The organism is Phytohabitans kaempferiae (assembly GCF_042433955.1).
Classification (GTDB): domain Bacteria; phylum Actinomycetota; class Actinomycetes; order Mycobacteriales; family Micromonosporaceae; genus Phytohabitans; species Phytohabitans kaempferiae.
This window is the reverse complement of record NZ_JBHLUH010000037.1, coordinates 30836-49236: the sequence shown is the minus strand read 5'-3', so window position 1 is coordinate 49236 and position 18401 is coordinate 30836. Positions and strand designations below refer to the sequence as shown.

The following is an 18401-nucleotide window of genomic DNA, read 5'->3' as shown; positions in this document are numbered from 1 at the left end:
CGGTCGATCCTCCCGTCCCGAGAGCGGCGTCACTGGTCAAGCCGGCCGCTCCAGGAGCCGCAGCGTGGACAGCTCGGCCGGGCTGGGGTCGGGCGTGACGCGCAGTTCGGCGGTGACCGCGAGCGGCCAGCCGGTCGCCTCCTTCGCGGCGGCGGGGTCGACGCCCGGATGCACCTGGGTGAGCGTGAACTCGGCGGTGTCCGGGTCGGGCTCCAGCACGCCGAGGTCGGTGATGACCAGCGCCGGGCCGCGCCCGGTCAGGCCGAGGCGGGCGCGGTCGCCGGGCCCGCTGCCGTAGCCGACCGAGGTGACGAAGTCGACCCGCTCGACGAACGTGCGGGGGCTGTGCTTGACGATCACGATGACCTCGCGGCACGACGCGGCGATCTCCGGGGCGCCGCCCGCGCCGGGCAGCCGCACGCGCGGGTCGCGGTAGTCGTCGCCGATCACGGTCGTGTTGATGTTGCCGTACCGGTCGATCTGCGCCGCCCCGAGGAAGCCGACGTCGATCCGGCCCGGCTGGAGCCAGTAGTTGAAGATCTCCGGCACCGGGACGACGGCGTCGGCGGTCTCGGCGAGCACACCGTCGCCGATGGAGAGCGGGAGCGTGGCCGGCTTGGCCCCGATGGTGCCGGACTCGTAGATCAGCACGAGGTTGGGCGCGTGCGTGCGGCGGGCCAGGTTGGCGGCCGTGCTGGGGCGGCCGATCCCCACGAAGCACCGGTCGCCGTCGCGCAGTGCCCGGGCCGCCGCGACCGTCATCATCTCGTCAGCGGACCACGTCATGTCGCCGGTACCCCGCTCAGCACGCGCTCGCGCAACCACGCGCTGAACGCCTCCCGATCCCGGCTGATCGCGTCCCAGGCCTGGTAGTAGTCGTTGTCGCGCTCGCTGTAGCCCATCGCGTACGACGGATGGGCGCCGCCGGGGACCTCGGCGACGAAGGTGACCGCCCAGCTCGGCAGGATCACCGCGCCCGGGCGGGGGTCGAGGTGGTCGACGATCTCCTCCACGGTGACCAGGGAGTGCCGCGAGGCGAGGACGACCTCCTTGTGTACCCCGGTGATGCCCCACATCTGCACATTGCCGGCGCGGTCGGCGCGCTGCGCGTGCACGATGCCCACGTCGGGGTTGAGCGCGGGCACGGCGGTCAGCACCTCGCCGGTGAAGGGGCAGGTGATCGGCTTGATGGTCGTGGTCTGCGCGGGCAGATCGGTGCCGACGTAGCCACGGAGCACCGCGAAGGGCAGGCCGGTGGCGCCGGCGACGTAGCGGTTGGCCATGCCGGCGTGGCTGTGCTCCTCGATCTCCAGCGGGGCGGGCCAGCCGTGCCGCACGGCGTCGCGGAAGCGGTGCAGCGAGCCGACGCCGGGGTTGCCGGCCCAGGAGAAGATCAGCTTGCGCGCGCAGCCGGCGCCGATCATCTCGTCGTAGACGATGTCCGGGGTCATCCGGACCAGCGTGAGGTCGCGGCGCCCCTGGCGGATGATCTCATGTCCGGCGGCAACCGGGATGAGGTGTGTGAACCCCTCCAGGGCCACGGTCGCCCCGTCGCGCACCAACTCGGCGATCGCTTCGGGCAGCGAGGCAATGACCCCCATAATGACCTTCCTCGACTCTGTCCACCTGGCGGTAGTGTGCGTTTCTAGAACGCAGGTTCGCAATCCGCACGCTACGACCCGCACCGAAACGGTGTCAATCGCGCGTTCCTTGTTTCACAACTGTGACGTTGACGTGAGCGCGGTCGGGCCGTACGTTCACGATGAGAACCAATGTTCGGATATCGCACGCACCCCTCGGAGGTCCCATGCGCCGGTCCTTCGCAGTCCCTTCCGTGGCCGCCACGCTGGTGGCCGCCACGGCCTGCGGGTCGTCCGACTCCCCGGAGACGCGCGTACGCGCAGATCCAGGCGGCGAAAAGAGAGTCCACAGTGGGGAGTCATGATGTTGCTCGACCAACCGACCTGGCAAAGCAAGTTCTTCAGTAACGGCTGGAAAACCGGAGAAGGCGGCGACGCGGCCGTCGTCGAACCGGCGAGGTGTGCGACTGGATCGTGCGCGAGTCCGGCGCCATCCCGCCTAAGGGCGACTTCGAGATCGGGGTGGCCGCGCAGGAATGCTACGAGGCGGCGGCGCTCCCCTCCCGCCCGTACGGCGAGCTGCTCCTCAGCCTCGATGGCAGTCTCAGCATGGCGCGGCGCGTGCCGGCGGGCGTGGTGGGGGTGCGCCGACCGCATTCCCGCGGGGATCGCGCACATCAACGACCAGACCGTGAACGACGAGGCCAACGTCCCCTGCGGCGGCATCGGCTCCTCCGGCACCGGCGCGCGCTTCGGTGGCGCCGCGGCCAACGTCGAGGCGTTCACCGAGACTCGATGGGTCACGGTCCGTGGTGACGTGCCGCGGTATCCGTTCTGACCCGCGGCACTATGGAGCTTCCGCAGTCGAGGTGGTCGCGCGGCCGGGCCGCGCTGGGACCTGGTGTCGCGTTGGGCAAGCTGTCGAGCTGGGCGCACCGGAGCGCCCAACGCGGACGGACGCCGGATGCGCGGGGCGGCGCGGATGCCCGGTCCGGTGGGTCGCCGCGCCGGACCCGTCAGGCGCGTGGGCGATTGTCGGGGACGTTGCCTCTTCGAACCGGCCGCAAGGGGTTATGTCCCCGACAAAGCCCTCTGCCTGGGCGCCGGTGGACAGTCCGAACCGCCGCCGACGCCGACCCCAGCGGCGTCGCACGCACCGCGATCGTGGGGACGCGGAGGGTGAGGCCGCGGGAGCAACGGCCGCGAGCACGACGGGCATCGCGGCAGCTCCCCTCTGCCACACCAGAATCCCACCATAACGGACAGCACGAACCTCGACCGCGAAAGATCTCTAGTGACCGGGCTGAGCGAGTAGATGAAGGAGAGTGGGCGCGTGGAGGCGTTCATCGTCGATGGGGTCCGTACGCCGTTCGGAAAGTATGGCGGCGCGCTTTCGGGCGTGCGGCCGGACGACCTGGCGGCGCATGTTGTTCGAGAGTTGATCCGCAGGTCGCCGGGCGTGGACTGGGCCGAGGTCGACGACGTCGTGCTCGGCTGCGCCAACCAGGCCGGCGAGGACAACCGCAACGTGGCGCGCATGGCGGCGCTGCTCGGTGGGCTGCCGGAGCAGGTGTCGGGCACCACCGTCAACCGGCTTTGCGGCTCCGGCCTCGACGCGGTGGCCACCGCCGCGCGGGCGATCCGGGCCGGGGAGGCGCACCTGGTGGTGGCGGGGGGCGTGGAGAGCATGAGCCGCGCGCCGTTCGTGATGCCGAAGGCGGCGAGCGCGTTCTCCCGTACCGCCGAGATCTTCGACACCACGATCGGCTGGCGCTTCGTCAACAAGCTGATGCGCGACGGCTGGGGTGTCGACTCGATGCCGGAGACCGCGGAGAACGTGGCCGCCGAGTTCGACGTGGGCCGGGAGGCGCAGGACCGGTTCGCGCTCCGGTCGCAGGAGCGGGCGGCCAAGGCGCGCGACCGGCTGGCGCTGGAGATCGCGCCGATCGAGGTGGCCGCGGGGCGCGGGGCGACAAAAACGATTGAAGCGGACGAGCCGCCCCGGGAGACGTCGCTGGAGAAGCTGGCCGCGCTGCCAGCGCCGTTCCGGGCCGGGGGCACGGTGACCGCCGGCAACGCGTCACCGGTCAACGACGGCGCGGCGGCGCTGCTGGTGGCGAGCGAGGAGGCGGTGGCGCGGCACGGGCTGACGCCGCTCGCGCGTGTGGTGGGGGCGGCCGCGGCGGGCGTGCCGCCGCGGGTCATGGGGCTCGGGCCGGTGCCCGCCACGCGAAAGCTGCTCGGCCGGCTTGGGCTGGGCGTGGCCGACCTCGACGTGGTCGAGCTCAACGAGGCGTTCGCGGCGCAGGCGGTGGCGGTGCTGCGTGAGCTGGGCCTGCCCGAGGACGCCGAGCATGTCAACCCGAACGGCGGTGCGATTGCTCTCGGTCACCCACTGGGTGCGAGCGGTGCACGGCTGGCCTTGACGGCGGCGGTGGAGTTGGGACAACGCGGGGCGCGCCGGGCGTTGTGCACCATGTGCATAGGCGTTGGCCAGGGGATCTCTCTGCTCATCGAGGCGCCATAGGGGTAGTGTGATCGCGAACGAGTGAACCTTTTTCAACCTCCCGTGCGGTCCGCCGTGGTTCAGGGTGAGAGCCGGGGCGCGAGCGCCGCGCGGTTCGGGCGGAAAGAGGTGCAGTCTCACGGGCCGGACTCCGAAGGCGGATCATGGAACAGCCGCGCGATCTTTCGACGGACATCGACCTGAGTCGTCCCAGTGCGGCCCGGGTGTACGACTACTTCCTCGGGGGCGCGCACAACTTCGAGGTCGACCGCCAGTTGGCCGAGCAGATCGCCGCGCTGACGCCCAACCTGGCCGACACGATGCGGGCCGGGCGGGCGTTCCTGCGGCGGGCGGTGCGCTACCTCGCGGCCGAGGGGGTCGACCAGTACCTCGACGTCGGCTCCGGCATCCCCACCGTGGGCAACGTGCACGAGGTGGCCCAGGCGGCCAACCCGGCCTCGCGCGTGGTGTACGTCGACATCGATCCCGTGGCGGTCATGCACAGTCGCTCCATTTTGGAGAGAGACGACCGGACCGAGGTGCTCGAAGGGGACCTGCGCGACCCGGAGGGCATCCTCGATGGCGCGCGAAAGCTCGGGCTGCTCGACTTCGACCGCCCGATCGCGGTGCTGCTCGCTGGCGTGGTGCACTTCCTGCCCGACGCCGACCGTCCCGGTGAGGTCATCCGTACGCTCCGTGAGGCGGTGGGTCCGGGGAGCTACCTGGTCATCTCGCACTCGACGTACGAGGACCAGCCGCAGGAGATGCTCGACGCGCAGAAGCTCTCCAAGCGCACCGCCACCGAGATCACGCTCCGGTCGCACGCGGAGATCTCGTCGTACTTCGGTGACTACACGCTCGTCGAGCCCGGCCTCGTACACCTGCCACTGTGGCGGCCGGAGTCGCCGGGAGACGCCGACGAGCACCCCGAGCGGTTCGGTGCCTTCGGGGGCGTCGGCCGCGACAACACGCCCTAGGTCCGGACACGCCGCCAGGGCTGCGGGAGGCGACGATCGACGAGATCAGCGGGGAGGGAGTGGCGCGGTACGCGCACCTGTGGGCGCGTGCCGGGGCGGCGCTCGGCTTCGTGCCGATGAGCCCGGAGGAGACCGAGCGCCTGCTGCGTAACCACACGCAAGTGCTGGCCGGCGCGCTGGTGGCCGAGCCGTTCACCGCCGCGCCCGCACACGCGGTGGGGCGGGCACTGGTCGAGGCGCACTTCACCGCGCCGGAGTTCCTCGACCAGACGCTGTTGACCTTCGGGCGGAGCTTCCTCGACCTGGTCGCCCCCGAGAGGGCGGGCGACCTGGTCGACCGGGCCGTGGCGCTCCAGGCCGCGCTGGCGGCGGGCTACGCGCGAGGGCTGCGCGACCGCACGTTCATGCAGCAGGAGCGGATCAGCCGCGCGGTGTGGGCGGCGCGCAACCAGACCGAGCATGACCTGCGGGCGAGTGAGGCGCGCTTCCGGGCGGTCTTCGCCGGCGCGGCCATCGGCATCGGCATCGCGGACATGGACGGGCGGATCGTCGACGTCAACCAGGCGTTCGCCGACATGCTCGGCTACACCGTCGAGGAGATGCGCGTGACCAACGTCGCGGAGCTCTTCTATCCCGACGACGGGCCGGGCATGTGGGACATGTACAAGGAGATGATCGAGGGCAAGCGCGACGGCGCGCGGATCGAGAAGCGGTACTACCGCAAGGATCGCACGATCCTCTGGACCGACCTGGCCGTCTCGCTCATCCGTGACGACGACGGCCAGCCCCGCTTCACCGTGGCGATGGTGGAGGACATCACCGACCGGTACGAGCTTCAGGAGCGCCTGCGCTTCCAGGCACTGCACGACCCGCTCACCGGGCTGCCCAACCGCACGCTCTTCTTCGAGCGGCTCGCGGCGGTCTTCGACGGCACGGCGAGCCGCGTCGGCGTCTGCTTCCTCGACCTCGACGGCTTCAAGGCGGTCAACGACAGCCTCGGCCACTACGTCGGCGACGAGCTGCTGGTGGTCGTCGCGCGGCGGCTGGCCGCCTCGGTCTCCGCGCGGGGGCACCTGGTGGCGCGGATGGGCGGCGACGAGTTCGTGATCCTGGTCGAAGACTCGACCGGCACCGAGTCGGTGATCGAGGTGGCGGAGGCGGCGCTGGCGGCGGTGGCCGAGCCGGTGAAGATCGAGTCGCACCAGCCGCTCTCGGTCACCGCGAGCATCGGCATCGTCGAGCGCACGGTCGAGGGCACCAGCCCGACCGAGGTGATGAAGGCCGCCGACACGACCCTCTACTGGGCCAAGGCCGACGGGCGCGGCCGCTGGGCGCTCTTCGACCCGGTCCGCGGCGCACACCAGCTGGCCCGCGCGGCACTGGCCGCCGCGCTGCCCGGCGCGCTCGACCGGGGTGAGTTCACATTGGAGTACCAGCCGATCGTGGGCCTGGAGAGCGGGCGGCTGTGCGCGGTCGAGGCGCTGGTGCGTTGGCGCCATCCGGAGCTGGGGATGGTGCCGCCGGACCGGTTCATCGGGCTGGCCGAGGAGACCGGCATGATCGTCCGACTTGGACGGTGGGTGCTGGAGCAGGCGTGCGTCCAGGCCGCGGCGTGGCACCGCGAGTTTCCGGAGGCGCGGCTGGTGGTGAGCGTCAACCTGGCCGTACGGCAGGCGAACGCCCCCGGCATCGTCGAGGAGGTCGCCGGCGTGCTGGAGCGCACCGGCCTCCCGGCCGGCCAGTTGCAGCTCGAGCTGACCGAGAGCGCGGTCATGCCCACCGCCGGCGAGCCGGTGCGCTCGCTGCGCGGGCTGGCCGCCACCGGTGTGCGGATCGCCATCGACGACTTCGGCACCGGCTACTCCAACCTGGCGTACCTGCGGCGGCTGCCGATCCACTCACTGAAGCTGGCCGGTCCGTTCATCGAGGAGCTGCGGTCGGGCGACATCGCCGACTCGGCGAGCATGGCCGACGAGCGGATCGTCGACGCGCTGGTGCGGCTGGCGCACGCGCTGGGCCTCACCGTGACGGCGGAGGCGGTGGAGACGGCCCAGCAGGCGGAGCTGCTGCGGGCGCTCGACTGCGACACCGGGCAGGGGCTGTTCTTCGGCGGCGCCACGTCCGCAGGCGACATCACGGCGCGGTTGCGGTCAACCCGCTGAACGGTCGCATACCGGCGCCAGGGGTGTCGTGATCGGCGGCCGAGTGGGATGCTGGCGCGTGGTTTGTGCGGTCTCGCGGAGGTCGGGGCCGCGACTGGGGGAATTCGGCCTGACCGGTGGCTCCGGCGGGTCTGGGGACATGCGGGGAGATCACGTACATGAGCGGGGACCAGGGGTCGCGCGCCGCGCCGCTGCGTAAGGGCGACCCGCGCAAGCTCGGGCGGTACGAGCTGGTCGGGCGGCTCGGCGAGGGCGGCATGGGGGTCGTCTACCTCGCTCGCACCGCCGACGGGCGCCAGGTGGCGATCAAGATGATCCGGGCCGACCTGGAGGTCGACGAGGAGTTCCGTCGCCGCTTTCGCAGCGAGGTCAACCGGGCCAGGCAGGTGCCGCCGTTCTGCACGGCGGAGGTGCTCGACGCAGACCCGGGCCACGAGCGTCCCTACCTCGTCGTCGAGTACGTCGACGGCCCCAGCCTCTCCACCGTCGTCGCCGAGCGCGGCCCGCTCACGCCGGCCAACCTGCACGCGCTCGCGATCGGCATGGCGACCGCGCTGACCGCCATCCACGGCGCCGGCGTCATCCACCGCGACCTCAAGCCGAGCAACGTACTCCTCCCGCCGGGCAGCCCGAAGGTCATCGACTTCGGCATCGCGCGGACGGTCGAGGCGACCAGCCAGCACACGGCGACCAACCAGTGGCTCGGCACGGTGGCGTACATGGCGCCGGAGCGCTTCTCGGAGAACGCGAGCACGGTCATCACGCCCGCCGCCGACGTCTTCGCGTGGGGCGCGGTGCTGGCGTACGCGGGGACCGGCCGCACGCCCTTCGCCGCCGACTCGCCGCCGGTGGTCGCCGCCCGCATCCTCACGCAGCCGCCCGACCTGACCGGCCTGGTGCCGCCGCTGCGCGACCTGGTGGAGCGGACGCTCGCCAAGAGCCCCGCCGACCGGCCGACCGCGCGGGCACTGCTCGACCTGCTGCTGGCCGCCGGGCCGGACCGGCCGCCCGCGGTGGCCGCCGCGCTCGCCCAGCAGCCGGGCCTGCTGGTCGCGGCCGCCGAGGCACAGGCGGCGACCGAGCAGCAGCCGGAGCGCGCGAACACCGCGGCCGCCGTCCCGCCGGAGCTGGGCACCGCGTCGGCGGGCGCGACCGAGGTCTTCCCCTCCGACCAGGCGACGGCGCCAGCGGCGCCAGCGGTGGCCGCGGCCGGGGGATCGCCGCCTCCGCCCGCCGTGCCCGTGCCGATGTCGCCGATACCGGCGCCTCCCGCGCCGCCAGCCGTCAAGGGCGGCAGCCGCTGGGGGCGCTTCGCCAACGTGGCGCTGGCTCTGGCGGTGCTGGTGACCTCGCTGACCGTGGCCGGGATCGCCAGTGGCGTGCTGCCCTTCGAGGGCGACGACGGCGGTGGCACTCCCTCCGGCACGGGTCCGTCGGCCACGGCCGGCACGGCGACCTCCGCACCGTCCACCGCCACGCCCCGCGCCAGCGACGTCGTCGTGCGGGACCCGCTGACCGGGCCCCTGCTGTGGGAGGTCCGCGACGACGACGTACAGCTCACCACCTGCGAGTTCGACGGCGCGCTGGTGATCACACGGAACAAGCAGGGGCCATACCGCTGCCCCGGGCCGATGGACCAGCTCACCGACTTCTCGATGGCGGTCGACGTGCGGCTGCGCAGCGAGGGTGCCTGCGCGGCGCTGTGGTTCCGCTTCGTCGCCGCCGCCGGCTACATCGTGCGCGTCTGCCCGGAGGGCTTCTACGTTGGTACGCATGGCGTCGGCGACGGCAGCACCGTGCGGGTCCTGCGCACGATGCCGTTCGCCCCGCCGATCGCGGTCGGCGCGACGACCCGCGTGACCGTCTCGATGCAGGGCGCGACTATCACGCTGGAGCGGGACGGGCAGGTGGTCGGCACGGTGCGGGACACGACGTTCCAGGAGGGGCGCGTCGTGCTCGGCATCTACCCCGAGACGCCCGACCACGAGCCGCCGTTCACCGTGGCATTCTCCAATGTGGAGGTCAGGGCGTTTCGCGGCTAGGTTGGCGGACGCGGCTGTTCGCCGGGTCGTAGAGGGGCTCGGCGCGCACCTCCGCGCTCTGCCACGAGCCGAAGACGCCCACCTCCACCTTCGCGCCCACCTCGACCGTGGCGGGCAGGTACGCGTACGCGATGGAGGCGCCGACCCGGTAGCCGTAGCCGCCGGAGGTGACCCGCCCGCACGGGCGGCCGTCGACGCGCACCGGCTCGGTGCCGAGGCAGACGGTGCGCGGGTCGTCGAGCACCAGGCAGCGCAGCCGCCGCCGCGGGCCGCCCGCCACGCGCGCCGCCAGCAGGGCCGCGCGGCCGAGGAAGTCGGTCTCCACGCGTACGGCGAACGACAGCCCCGCCTCGTCGGGCGTGGTCTCCGGCGTGATGTCGGCGCCCCAGACCCGGTACCCCTTCTCCAGCCGCATCGCGTCGATCGCGCGGTAGCCCGCCGGTGCCAGGCCGTACGGGCCGCCCGCCGACCGCAGCAGGTCCCAGAGCGTCAGCAGGTACTCGGTGGGGGCGTAGAGCTCCCAGCCGTACTCGCCGACGAACGTCACGCGCTGGGCCAGCACCGGCACCGGCCCGACCGTGAGGAGGCGGGCTCGCAGGAAGCGGAAGTCGAGCGCCTCGTCGACCAGCGGCTGGAGGATGTCGCGGGCGGCCGGACCCCAGAGGCAGAGGCAGCCGTACGCGCCGGTCACGTCCTCGACGCTCACCTCGTCGGGCGCGTGGCGGCGCAGCCAGGCCAGGTCGCGTACGCCCGATGCGGTGCTGGTGACGATCCGGAAGTGCGACTCGCTTAGCCGGGTCACGGTCAGGTCGGCCTCGATGCCGGCCCGCGCGTTGAGCAGTTGCGTGTACACCACCGTCCCCACCGGACGGTCCACATCGGCCGCGCACATCCACTGGAGAAAGGAGACCGGCCCGCGCACGTCCAGCTTGGCGAAGGAGGACTGGTCGAAGAGGCCGGCGCCGTCGGCGGTCGCCCGGCACTCCGCCTCGATGGCCGGCGACCACACCTGCCCGGCCCAGCCGGATGGGCGGGGCGCCGACGGTACGAAGTCGGCCGGCGGGGCGAACCAGTTGACCCGCTCCCAGCCCGCCTTCTCGCCGAGCGCCGCGCCGAGCGGCTCGAGCCGGGGCCAGGTCGCGGAGCGGCGCAATGGGCGGCCGGCGGACCATTCGGTGTACGGGTACACGATGTCGTAGTAGCGGGAGTACGCGTCGAGCGCCTTGGCGGTGGCCCACGACCGGCTCGCCGCGTGCGCGCCGAAGCGGCGGATGTCCATGTGGGACACGTCGAACTCCGGCTGGCCGTCCACAATCCACTCCGCCAGCACCTTGCCGACGCCGCCGGCCGCGGCGAGCCCGTGCACGCAGAATCCCGCCGCGACCCAGAAGCCGCGGACCGCCGTCTCGCCGAGCAGGAACTCGCCGTCCGGCGTGAACGCCTCCGGCCCGTGCACCACGCGGCCGATCTCCGCCGCCCGCAGCGCCGGTACGCGCCGCCGGGCGTTGGCCCAGGACTCGTCGAACTTCGCCAGATCGGGCGGGAAGAGCGTGCGCGCCGTCGCCAGCGGCGCCGCGCCGTCCTCCGGCCAGCACACGTCGGGGGTACGGATGTAGCCGCCGACCAGCAGCCCGTCGCCCTCGCCCCGGAAGTAGACGATGTGGTCGGGGTCGCGCACCGTCGGGATCTCGGCCACGTCCGGAGCGTCCACAGTGGATGAAACGACGTACTGGTGCTTGATCGGCACGATCGGGATGGCCGCGCCAGCGAGCCGCCCCAGGTGACCCGCCGCCGCGCCGGCCGCGTTGACCACCACCTCGGTGGCGATCCGCCCGTGATCGGTCAGCACCGCGCGGACCCGCCCGCGCTCGACCTCGAAGCCGGTGACCCGGACCCCGGTGTGGAACTCGACGCCGAGCTGGCGCGCGCCCGCCGCCAGCGCCGCGGCCAGTGCCTCCGGGTGCAGGTAGCCGTCGCCGGGGAGCCAGCCGGCGGCCCGCACGTCGGAGACGTCGAGCAGCGGCAGCCGGTCGGCGGTCTTCGCGGGGGAGAGCAGCTCCATCTCCAGCCCGTACGTGGTCGCGGAGCTGACCTGGCGCAGCAGCTCCTCCTCCCGCTCCGGCGTGGTAGCCAGCCGCAGCCCGCCCACGCCCCGCCAGCCCGGGTCCAGGCCGGTGCGCTCGCGCAGCTCGGCGTAGAGCGAGGAGGAGTACATGATCATGCGGGTCTGGCTGATCGTGGAGCGGAGCTGGCCGACGAAACCGGCCGAGTGCCAGGTCGTGCCCTCGGTCAGCTCGTGCTGCTCCAGCACCACCACGTCGGTCCAGCCGAGCCGGGCCAGGTGGTACGCGATGCTGCATCCGGCGACCCCGCCGCCGACGACGACCACACGGGCATCAGTACGCACACGCGAGTCCTATCACCTAATTGGTCAGACCAAAAGAGCTGAGCGGACACTCAAAACTTAACCTGGAGTGTATTGACGCTCCTCATCCCACGGGCTGAAACTCAGCCATGGGTGCACGGACGATCCATGTCGAAGACGTGCTGGGGCGCGTCGCGATGTGGGCTGGCCAGCCGGTCACCCACAGGCCGCTGACGGGCGGCCTTTCGCACCACATTTGGCGGGTCGACACAGAGCCTGCCTTTCGCGCGCGACTGCGGGGCTCGCAGGCGGCGGACTCCGCAGAGGGGTTGGAGGCCGCGGGAGCTCACTCCTCGCACGCGCAGGGGCCTGCCTTTCGCGCGCGACTGCGGGGCTCGCAGGCGGCCGAGTCCGAGGAGGGGTTGGAGGCCGCGGGAGCTCACTCCTCGCACGCGCAGGGGCCTGCCTTTCGCGCGCGACTGCGGGGCTCGCAGGCGGCGGACTCCGCGGAGGGGCTGGAGGTCGCCGGAGCTCACTCCTCGCGCACGCGGGGCGGGTGCAGCTACGTGCTGCGCGTGCTCGAGCCCGCGGTCTCCGCGGCGGGGCTGGGGGTGCCCCCGCCGTTGGAGATCGACAACACTCTGTTGGCGGCGGAGTCGGGCGTCGGCGCGCGGGTCTTCGAGGTGCTTCCCGACGTGCCCGCGCTGGTGCTGGAGTTTCTGCCGGGGCAGACGCTGGATTCGGCCGCGGTCCGGGAGCCGGCCATGATCCCGCGGATCGCGGCCGCATGCCGCCGGCTGCACGCCGGCCCCCGCTTCGGCAACGACTTCGACATCATCGCCAAGCTGTACGAGCTGCTGGACGTGTGCCGCCACCATGACCTGCCGCTGCCGGACGGCTACCTCGAGCGACTCTCCATCGTGGAGCACGTGCGGGCGGCGCTGGGCATCCTCCCCCTGCCGACCGTGCCCTGCCACAACGACCTGCTCGCGGAAAACTTCATCGACACCAGCGCCGAGGATGGCGTCCTCCGGTCCGAGCGGCGCGACGACGACGGACCGAGCCCGTGTCCACGGCCCGCCAGCGAGCGACGCGGCTCGCTCCGGATCGTCGACTACCAGCTCTCCGGCAACAACGACCCGGCTTTCGAGTTGGGCGACATCGCGGCCGAGGCCGACTTCGACCCGGACCAGGCGGCAGACCTCACCGCCGCCTACTTCGGCGCCGAGACCACGCCCACGCTGGTCGCCCGGGTACGGCTGAACCTCCTGCTCTCCAACGTCACCTGGACACTGTGGTTCTCCGTGCATCACGGCCTGCTGAGCGACCGTGACACTGCCCACCAAGCCGCCCAAAGCAGCCAAGGTTCGACGTTCGACTACTGGGCCGAGGCGGCCGACAAGTGGGGCCAGGCCTGCCGGGACATGGACGCACCGGACCTGGGCCGGCTCCTGCAGGCGGTCGCGGGCCGCACCTCCCTCCATCCTTAGTTGACGGGAGACCCCTCATGGCAACCACCGCACCGGTGACGGCCGAGCATCCCAGGGATGACGACGCCCACCGCCTCGCCGAACTCGGCTACAAGCAGGAGCTGCGGCGCAAGTGGAGTGGCTTCTCCAACTTCGCCATCTCGTTTTCCATCATCTCGATCCTGGCCGGCTGCTTCACCACCTTCGGCCAGGCGTGGAACAACGGCGGCCCGATCGCGATCAGCTGGGGCTGGCCGCTCATCTCGCTGTTCATTCTGATCATCGGATTCTGCATGTCCGAGCTCGTCTCGGCGTACCCGACCGCGGGCGGGATCTACTGGTGGGCCGCCAAGATGGGCAAGCCGGTGCACGGCTGGTTTACCGGATGGCTCAACCTGATCGGACTCATCGCGGTCACCGCGTCGGTCGACTACGGCTGTGCGACCTTCCTCAACCTGACCCTCTCCGCGCTCTTCGAGGGCTGGGCCGGCACGCTCGACCAGGCGTTCCTGCTCTTCGTGATCATCCTGACGCTGCACGGGATCATCAACATCTTCGGCCACCAGATCATCGACATCCTGCAGAACGTCTCGGTGTGGTGGCACGTCGCCGGCGCGACCGCGGTCGTGCTGATCCTCGTCGTCGTGCCGGACAACCACCAGAGCCTGGAGTTCGTCTTCACCGAGAAGTTCAACAACTCCGGCTTCGCCGGCGGTGACAACAACGGGCTGATGTTCTGGTTCTACATCCTGCCGCTGGGCTTCCTGCTCACCCAGTACACGATCACCGGTTTCGACGCCTGCGCGCACGTGTCGGAGGAGACCAAGGGCGCGTCGACGGCCGCCGCGAAAGGGCTGTGGCGTTCCATCTTCTACTCGGCGATCGGCGGCTGGATCCTGCTGCTGTCGTTCCTCTTCGCGGCGACCAATGTGGACGCGGTGAACGAGGCGGGCGGCTTCTCCGGCGCCATCTTCGAGAGCGCGCTGACGCCGTTCTTCTTCAAGGTGGTCATCATCATCTCCACCATCGGGCAGTTCTTCTGCGGCATGAGCTGCGTGACGAGCATGTCCCGGATGACGTACGCCTTCAGCCGCGACCGCGCGGTGCCGGGCTGGCGGCTCTGGTCCAAAGTGGACCGCAACGGCACGCCGGTCAACGCGATCGTCGGCGCCACCCTGGCCGGGCTGGTCCTCACGCTCCCGGCGCTGTACCAGAGCGACGCGGGCATCCCGGTCGCGTTCTACGCGGTCGTCTCGGTCGCGGTCATCGGCCTGTACCTCGCGTTCCTCATCCCGATCGCGCTGCGGCTGCGGATGGGCGACCGCTTCGTGCCCGGCCCGTGGACGCTCGGCCGCAAGTACAAGGTGCTCGGCTGGATCGCGGTCATCGAGATCGGCGTGATCTGCGTGTACTTCGTCATGCCGATCGTCCCCGCGGGCGTGCCCGGCAACGGCGACTTCAGCTGGTCGTCGGTGAACTACGCGCCGATCGCGGTGGGCGGTGTGCTGCTGCTCGTGGCGGTCTGGTGGTACGCCTCGGCCCGCAAATGGTTCACAGGTCCCCGCCGTACGATCGACGAGGCGGACGGCGCCGACGTGGAGCAGCCGGTCGCCTGAGGCATCAGGGGGAGCGCATGTCGAGCGACGCGGTCACCGCGAAGCAGGGGCGCGAGTCGCCGGTGGTGGCGATGCCCCTGTGGCGGCCGGTCCGCGGCGGCAACGCGTTCGAGATCACGGTGTCCCGGCTGGCTCAGGCGATCAAGCTCGGGCTGGTGGCCGAGGGAGAGCGGCTGCCGGCCGAGCGCGAGCTCGCGGAAAAGCTCCAGGTCAGCCGGGTCACGCTGCGCGAGGCGATCCGGGCGCTGCGGGAGGCCGGCTATCTGGAGTCCCGGCGGGGGCGGACCGGCGGCACCTTCGTGGTCTCCCGGGCCGGGACACCACCGGTCGCCGGCCGGTCCAGGCCGGGCCGGAAGTCGACGGCGCCGGTAGCGGCCGTCACGCCGCTGGCCCGGCGTGGCACGGCGGCCGACCTGGCCCGGGAGATGGGCGACACACTGCACGACGCGCTCGACTTCCGGCGCGTGGTCGAGCCGGGGGCGGCCGGGCTGGGGGCCAGCCGGGCACTCGCGGCCGCCGACCGCCAGCACCTGGTCGCCTGCCTCACCGACTCGCGCGGCCGCGACCCGGCCACGCGGCGAGTGGCCGACTCGCGGCTGCACCTGGCCATCGCGGGGGCGAGCGGCAGCCCTTCGCTGGCGGCCGCGGTCGCCGACGTGCAGCTCACACTCGACCGGCTGCTCGCCGCGATACCGGTCATCAAGCGCAACCTCGACCACTCCGACGCCCAGCACACGCGGATCGTCGACGCGATCCTCGCCGGCGACCCGGCCGCCGCGCGGTCGCTCATGGAGGAGCACTGCGACGGTACGGCGGAGCTGTTGCTGGGGCTGCTCACCTGATATTCGTAGAAGCGACGGGCATATTTGGTATAGCTACGGACCTTTTCCGGAGGCAGGCTCATGACGGTAGGCAGGCCGGCGCTCTCGCTGGAGGAGCTGCGCGTCGCGGTCGACTCCGGGCAGATCGACACGGTGGTGCTCGCCCTCACCGACATGCAGGGACGGTTGCAGGGCAAGCGGTTCCACGCCCGCCACTTCCTGGACGAGGTGGTCGCGCACGGCAGCGAGGGCTGTAACTACCTGCTCGCCGTCGACGTCGACATGAACACAGTGGACGGATACGCGATGTCGTCGTGGGAGCGGGGCTACGGCGACTTCGCGATGGTGCCCGACCTTTCCACGCTCCGGCGGGTCCCGTGGCAGCCGGGCACCGCGATGCTGCTGGCCGACCTCCGGTGGCTCGACGGCTCCGGCGGCGTGGTGGCCTCGCCGCGGCAGATCCTGCGCCGGCAGCTCGACCGGCTGGCCGCGCTCGGGCTGACCGCGTACGCCGGGACCGAGCTGGAGTTCGTGCTCTACCGCGACTCGTACGAGGACGCGCAGCGGCGTGGCTACCGCGATCTCAGCCCGGCAAACCTCTACAACGTCGACTACTCGCTGCTCGGCACCGCCCGGGTCGAGCCGCTGCTGCGCCGCATCCGCAACGAGATGCACGGGGCGGGGCTGGTGCCGGAGAGCGCCAAAGGCGAGTGCAACCTGGGGCAGCACGAGATCGCCTTCCGGTACGCGGACGCGCTCACCTGCGCCGACCACCACGTGATCTACAAGAACGGGGCGAAGGAGATCGCCGCCCAGGAGGGCATGTCGATCACCTTCATGGCCAAGCCCAACGAGCGCGAGGGCAACTCCTGCCACATCCATTTTTCGCTGCGTACGCCGGCCGGCGGGGCGGCGATGGTCGGCGACGGGTCAGGCTCAGCGGCCGGGAGCGGTGGGAGGGCGCACCTTTCCGCTGTTGGTGAGCGGGCGCTGGCCGGGCTGCTCGCCACGATGCGCGAGCTGAGCCTCCTCTACGCGCCCAACATCAACTCGTACAAGCGCTACCAGCCCGGCTCGTTCGCGCCGACCGCCGTGCGCTGGGGCACCGACAACCGCACCTGCGCGCTGCGGCTCGTGGGGCACGGCGGGCACTCGTTGCGCGTGGAAAACCGCGTGCCGGGCGCCGACGTCAATCCGTACCTGGCGATCGCCGCGCTGGTCGCCGGGGCGGTGCACGGCATCGAAAACGAGCTGGCGCTGGAGGAGGCGTACACCGGCAACGCGTACGAGGACGCCACCGCTGCGCGCGTGCCGGCGTCACTGCGCGACGCACTGGGATTGTGGGAGACTTCGGCGGTCGCGCGCGTGGCGTTCGGCGACGAGGTGGTCGCCCACTACGCCAACGCCGCACGTGTCGAGCTGGCCGCTTTCGACGCCGCGGTGACCGACTGGGAGCTGCGGCGGGGGTTCGAGCGGCTGTGACGACGACGGATGTGCTCAACCCGGCGACCGGGCGGGTCGTGGCGACGGTCCCGTCGTCCTCGACCGAGGAGACCGACGCCGCCATCGAGCGCTCGAGGGGGGCGTTCGATTCCTGGCGTCAGGTCTCGCCCGGCGACCGAGCCCGGCTGCTGCGGCGCTTCGCGGCGGTGGTCGACGCGCGACTTTCCGAGCTGGCCGATCTCGAGGTGCGCAATTCCGGGCACACGATCGGCAACGCCCGCTGGGAGGCGGGCAACGTGCGCGACGTGCTCGACTACTACGCGGGCGCGCCGGAGCGGCTGACCGGGCGCCAGATCCCGGTGCCCGGCGGGCTCGACGTGACGTTCCACGAGCCGCTCGGCGTGGTCGGCGTGATCGTGCCGTGGAACTTCCCGATGCCGATCGCCGGCTGGGGCTTCGCGCCCGCGCTCGCCGCCGGCAACACGGTGGTGCTCAAGCCGGCCGAGCTGACCCCGCTGACCGCGCTCCGGCTGGGCGAGCTGGCGCTGGAGGCGGGGCTGCCGGAGGGCGTCCTCACGGTCGTACCCGGAAAGGGGTCGGTCGTGGGAGAGCGGTTCGTGAGCCATCCGGCGGTGCGCAAGGTGTGCTTCACCGGCTCCACCGAGGTCGGCAAGCGGATCATGGCGGGCTGCGCGGAGCAGGTGAAGCGGGTGACGCTCGAGCTGGGCGGCAAGAGCGCCAACCTGGTCTTCGCCGACGCCGACCTCGCCGCCGCGGCCGCCGCCGCGCCGGCCGCGGTCTTCGACAACGCCGGGCAGGACTGCTGCGCGCGCTCCCGGATCCTGGTCCAGCGATCGGTGTACGACGAGTTCCTGGCGCTGTTCGAGCCGGCGGTACGGGCGTTCCGCGTGGAAGACCCGGCGCTGGAGACGGCGCAGATGGGCCCGCTCATCTCGGCGGGTCGGCGGGCGGCCGTCGCCTCCTATGTAGACGGTGCGGAGGTGGCGTTCACCGGCTCGGCACCGGCCGGCGACGGGTTCTGGTACCCGCCGACCGTCCTGCTGGCCGACTCGTCCGCCGAGCGGCACTGGCGGGAGGAGATCTTCGGGCCGGTCGTGTCGGTGCTGCCCTTCGACGACGAGGCCGACGCGATCCGGCTCGCCAACGACACCGAGTACGGCCTCTCCGGCTCGATCTGGACCCGCGACGTGGGGCGGGCGATCCGGGTCGCGCGCGGTGTGGAGTCGGGCAACCTGAGCGTCAACTCCAACTCCTCGGTCCGCTACTGGACTCCGTTCGGCGGGATGAAGCAGTCCGGGCTCGGCCGCGAGCTGGGGCCCGACGCGCTGCTGTCGTTCACCGATGTCAAAAACGTGTTCATCGCAGCGTGAGGGGTGGGCGTGAGCGGGAGTCGCGAGGC

The 18401-nt window shown here is 71.8% G+C and carries 13 protein-coding genes; 10 read left to right on the top strand and 3 right to left on the bottom strand.

All coding sequences use genetic code 11. The features are described 5' to 3' along the window. Window positions 1-36: 36 nt before the first annotated feature. Both ACFFIA_RS18580 and ACFFIA_RS18575 read right to left on the bottom strand, forming a co-directional pair. Entirely contained in the window at window positions 37-786 is a 750-nt protein-coding gene (locus ACFFIA_RS18580; RefSeq protein ID WP_377252653.1) for a CoA-transferase subunit beta, read from the bottom strand. Beyond that, entirely contained in the window at window positions 783-1601 is an 819-nt protein-coding gene (locus tag ACFFIA_RS18575) for a CoA transferase subunit A (protein WP_377252650.1), read from the bottom strand. Before ACFFIA_RS18575 ends, ACFFIA_RS18580 begins: the two co-directional genes overlap by 4 nt. Before the next feature lie 574 nt (window positions 1602-2175). On the opposite strand from ACFFIA_RS18575, the gene ACFFIA_RS18570 reads away from it, so the two are divergent. The 5 genes from ACFFIA_RS18570 (at window position 2176) to ACFFIA_RS18550 (ending at window position 9267) form a co-directional block, all read left to right on the top strand. Further along, complete coding sequence (locus ACFFIA_RS18570; RefSeq protein WP_377252648.1) at window positions 2176-2418, top strand: aldehyde dehydrogenase family protein; 243 nt, start codon at window positions 2176-2178, stop codon at window positions 2416-2418. 477 nt (window positions 2419-2895) lie between these two features. Next, entirely contained in the window at window positions 2896-4107 is a 1212-nt protein-coding gene (gene pcaF, locus ACFFIA_RS18565; protein WP_377252646.1) for a 3-oxoadipyl-CoA thiolase, read from the top strand. A gap of 143 nt (window positions 4108-4250) precedes the next feature. Beyond that, window positions 4251-5063 carry an SAM-dependent methyltransferase gene (locus ACFFIA_RS18560; protein ID WP_377252644.1) on the top strand — a complete coding sequence of 271 codons (813 nt, stop codon included), beginning with the start codon at window positions 4251-4253 and terminating at the stop codon, window positions 5061-5063. A 20-nt stretch (window positions 5064-5083) separates the two neighbouring features. Beyond that, window positions 5084-7225 (top strand): putative bifunctional diguanylate cyclase/phosphodiesterase, encoded by a 2142-nt coding sequence (locus ACFFIA_RS18555; protein WP_377252689.1) that lies wholly within the window; start codon window positions 5084-5086, stop codon window positions 7223-7225. A 158-nt stretch (window positions 7226-7383) separates the two neighbouring features. Next, a complete protein-coding gene (locus ACFFIA_RS18550; protein ID WP_377252642.1) occupies window positions 7384-9267 on the top strand; it encodes a serine/threonine-protein kinase in 1884 nt (627 codons plus the stop codon). Here the strand turns inward: ACFFIA_RS18550 and ACFFIA_RS18545 are convergent. Next, window positions 9248-11674, bottom strand: a complete 2427-nt coding sequence (locus ACFFIA_RS18545) for a GcvT family protein (protein WP_377252640.1) — start codon at window positions 11672-11674, stop codon at window positions 9248-9250. The two genes, ACFFIA_RS18550 and ACFFIA_RS18545, sit on opposite strands and share 20 nt — an antisense overlap. A 524-nt stretch (window positions 11675-12198) precedes the next feature. On the opposite strand from ACFFIA_RS18545, the gene ACFFIA_RS18540 reads away from it, so the two are divergent. The 5 genes from ACFFIA_RS18540 to ACFFIA_RS18520 are packed head-to-tail and all read left to right on the top strand — an operon-like array spanning window position 12199 to window position 18372. Further along, window positions 12199-13122, top strand: a complete 924-nt coding sequence (locus tag ACFFIA_RS18540) for a phosphotransferase (RefSeq protein WP_377252638.1) — start codon at window positions 12199-12201, stop codon at window positions 13120-13122. A 17-nt stretch (window positions 13123-13139) separates the two neighbouring features. Continuing rightward, window positions 13140-14717 carry an amino acid permease gene (locus tag ACFFIA_RS18535; protein ID WP_377252636.1) on the top strand — a complete coding sequence of 526 codons (1578 nt, stop codon included), beginning with the start codon at window positions 13140-13142 and terminating at the stop codon, window positions 14715-14717. Between the two features lie 17 nt (window positions 14718-14734). After that, window positions 14735-15559 (top strand): FadR/GntR family transcriptional regulator, encoded by an 825-nt coding sequence (locus ACFFIA_RS18530; protein ID WP_377252634.1) that lies wholly within the window; start codon window positions 14735-14737, stop codon window positions 15557-15559. Between the two features lie 60 nt (window positions 15560-15619). Then, on the top strand, window positions 15620-17020 hold the full coding sequence (locus ACFFIA_RS18525; protein WP_377252632.1) for a glutamine synthetase family protein: 1401 nt from the start codon (window positions 15620-15622) through the stop codon (window positions 17018-17020). After that, window positions 17017-18372: an aldehyde dehydrogenase family protein gene (locus ACFFIA_RS18520; protein ID WP_377252630.1), complete on the top strand. Its 1356-nt coding sequence runs from the start codon at window positions 17017-17019 to the stop codon at window positions 18370-18372. The genes ACFFIA_RS18525 and ACFFIA_RS18520 overlap by 4 nt, the downstream gene beginning before the upstream one ends. The last annotated feature ends 29 nt before the right edge of the window (window positions 18373-18401 follow it).

Coding starts and splice junctions, on each gene's coding strand:
- ACFFIA_RS18580 (WP_377252653.1), bottom strand. CDS start 786: ATGACGTGGTCCGCTGACGAGATGATGACGGTCGCGGCGGCCCGGGCA.
- ACFFIA_RS18575 (WP_377252650.1), bottom strand. CDS start 1,601: ATGGGGGTCATTGCCTCGCTGCCCGAAGCGATCGCCGAGTTGGTGCGC.
- ACFFIA_RS18570 (WP_377252648.1), top strand. CDS start 2,176: ATGGCAGTCTCAGCATGGCGCGGCGCGTGCCGGCGGGCGTGGTGGGGG.
- pcaF (WP_377252646.1), top strand. CDS start 2,896: ATGAAGGAGAGTGGGCGCGTGGAGGCGTTCATCGTCGATGGGGTCCGT.
- ACFFIA_RS18560 (WP_377252644.1), top strand. CDS start 4,251: ATGGAACAGCCGCGCGATCTTTCGACGGACATCGACCTGAGTCGTCCC.
- ACFFIA_RS18550 (WP_377252642.1), top strand. CDS start 7,384: ATGAGCGGGGACCAGGGGTCGCGCGCCGCGCCGCTGCGTAAGGGCGAC.
- ACFFIA_RS18535 (WP_377252636.1), top strand. CDS start 13,140: ATGGCAACCACCGCACCGGTGACGGCCGAGCATCCCAGGGATGACGAC.
- ACFFIA_RS18530 (WP_377252634.1), top strand. CDS start 14,735: ATGTCGAGCGACGCGGTCACCGCGAAGCAGGGGCGCGAGTCGCCGGTG.
- ACFFIA_RS18525 (WP_377252632.1), top strand. CDS start 15,620: ATGACGGTAGGCAGGCCGGCGCTCTCGCTGGAGGAGCTGCGCGTCGCG.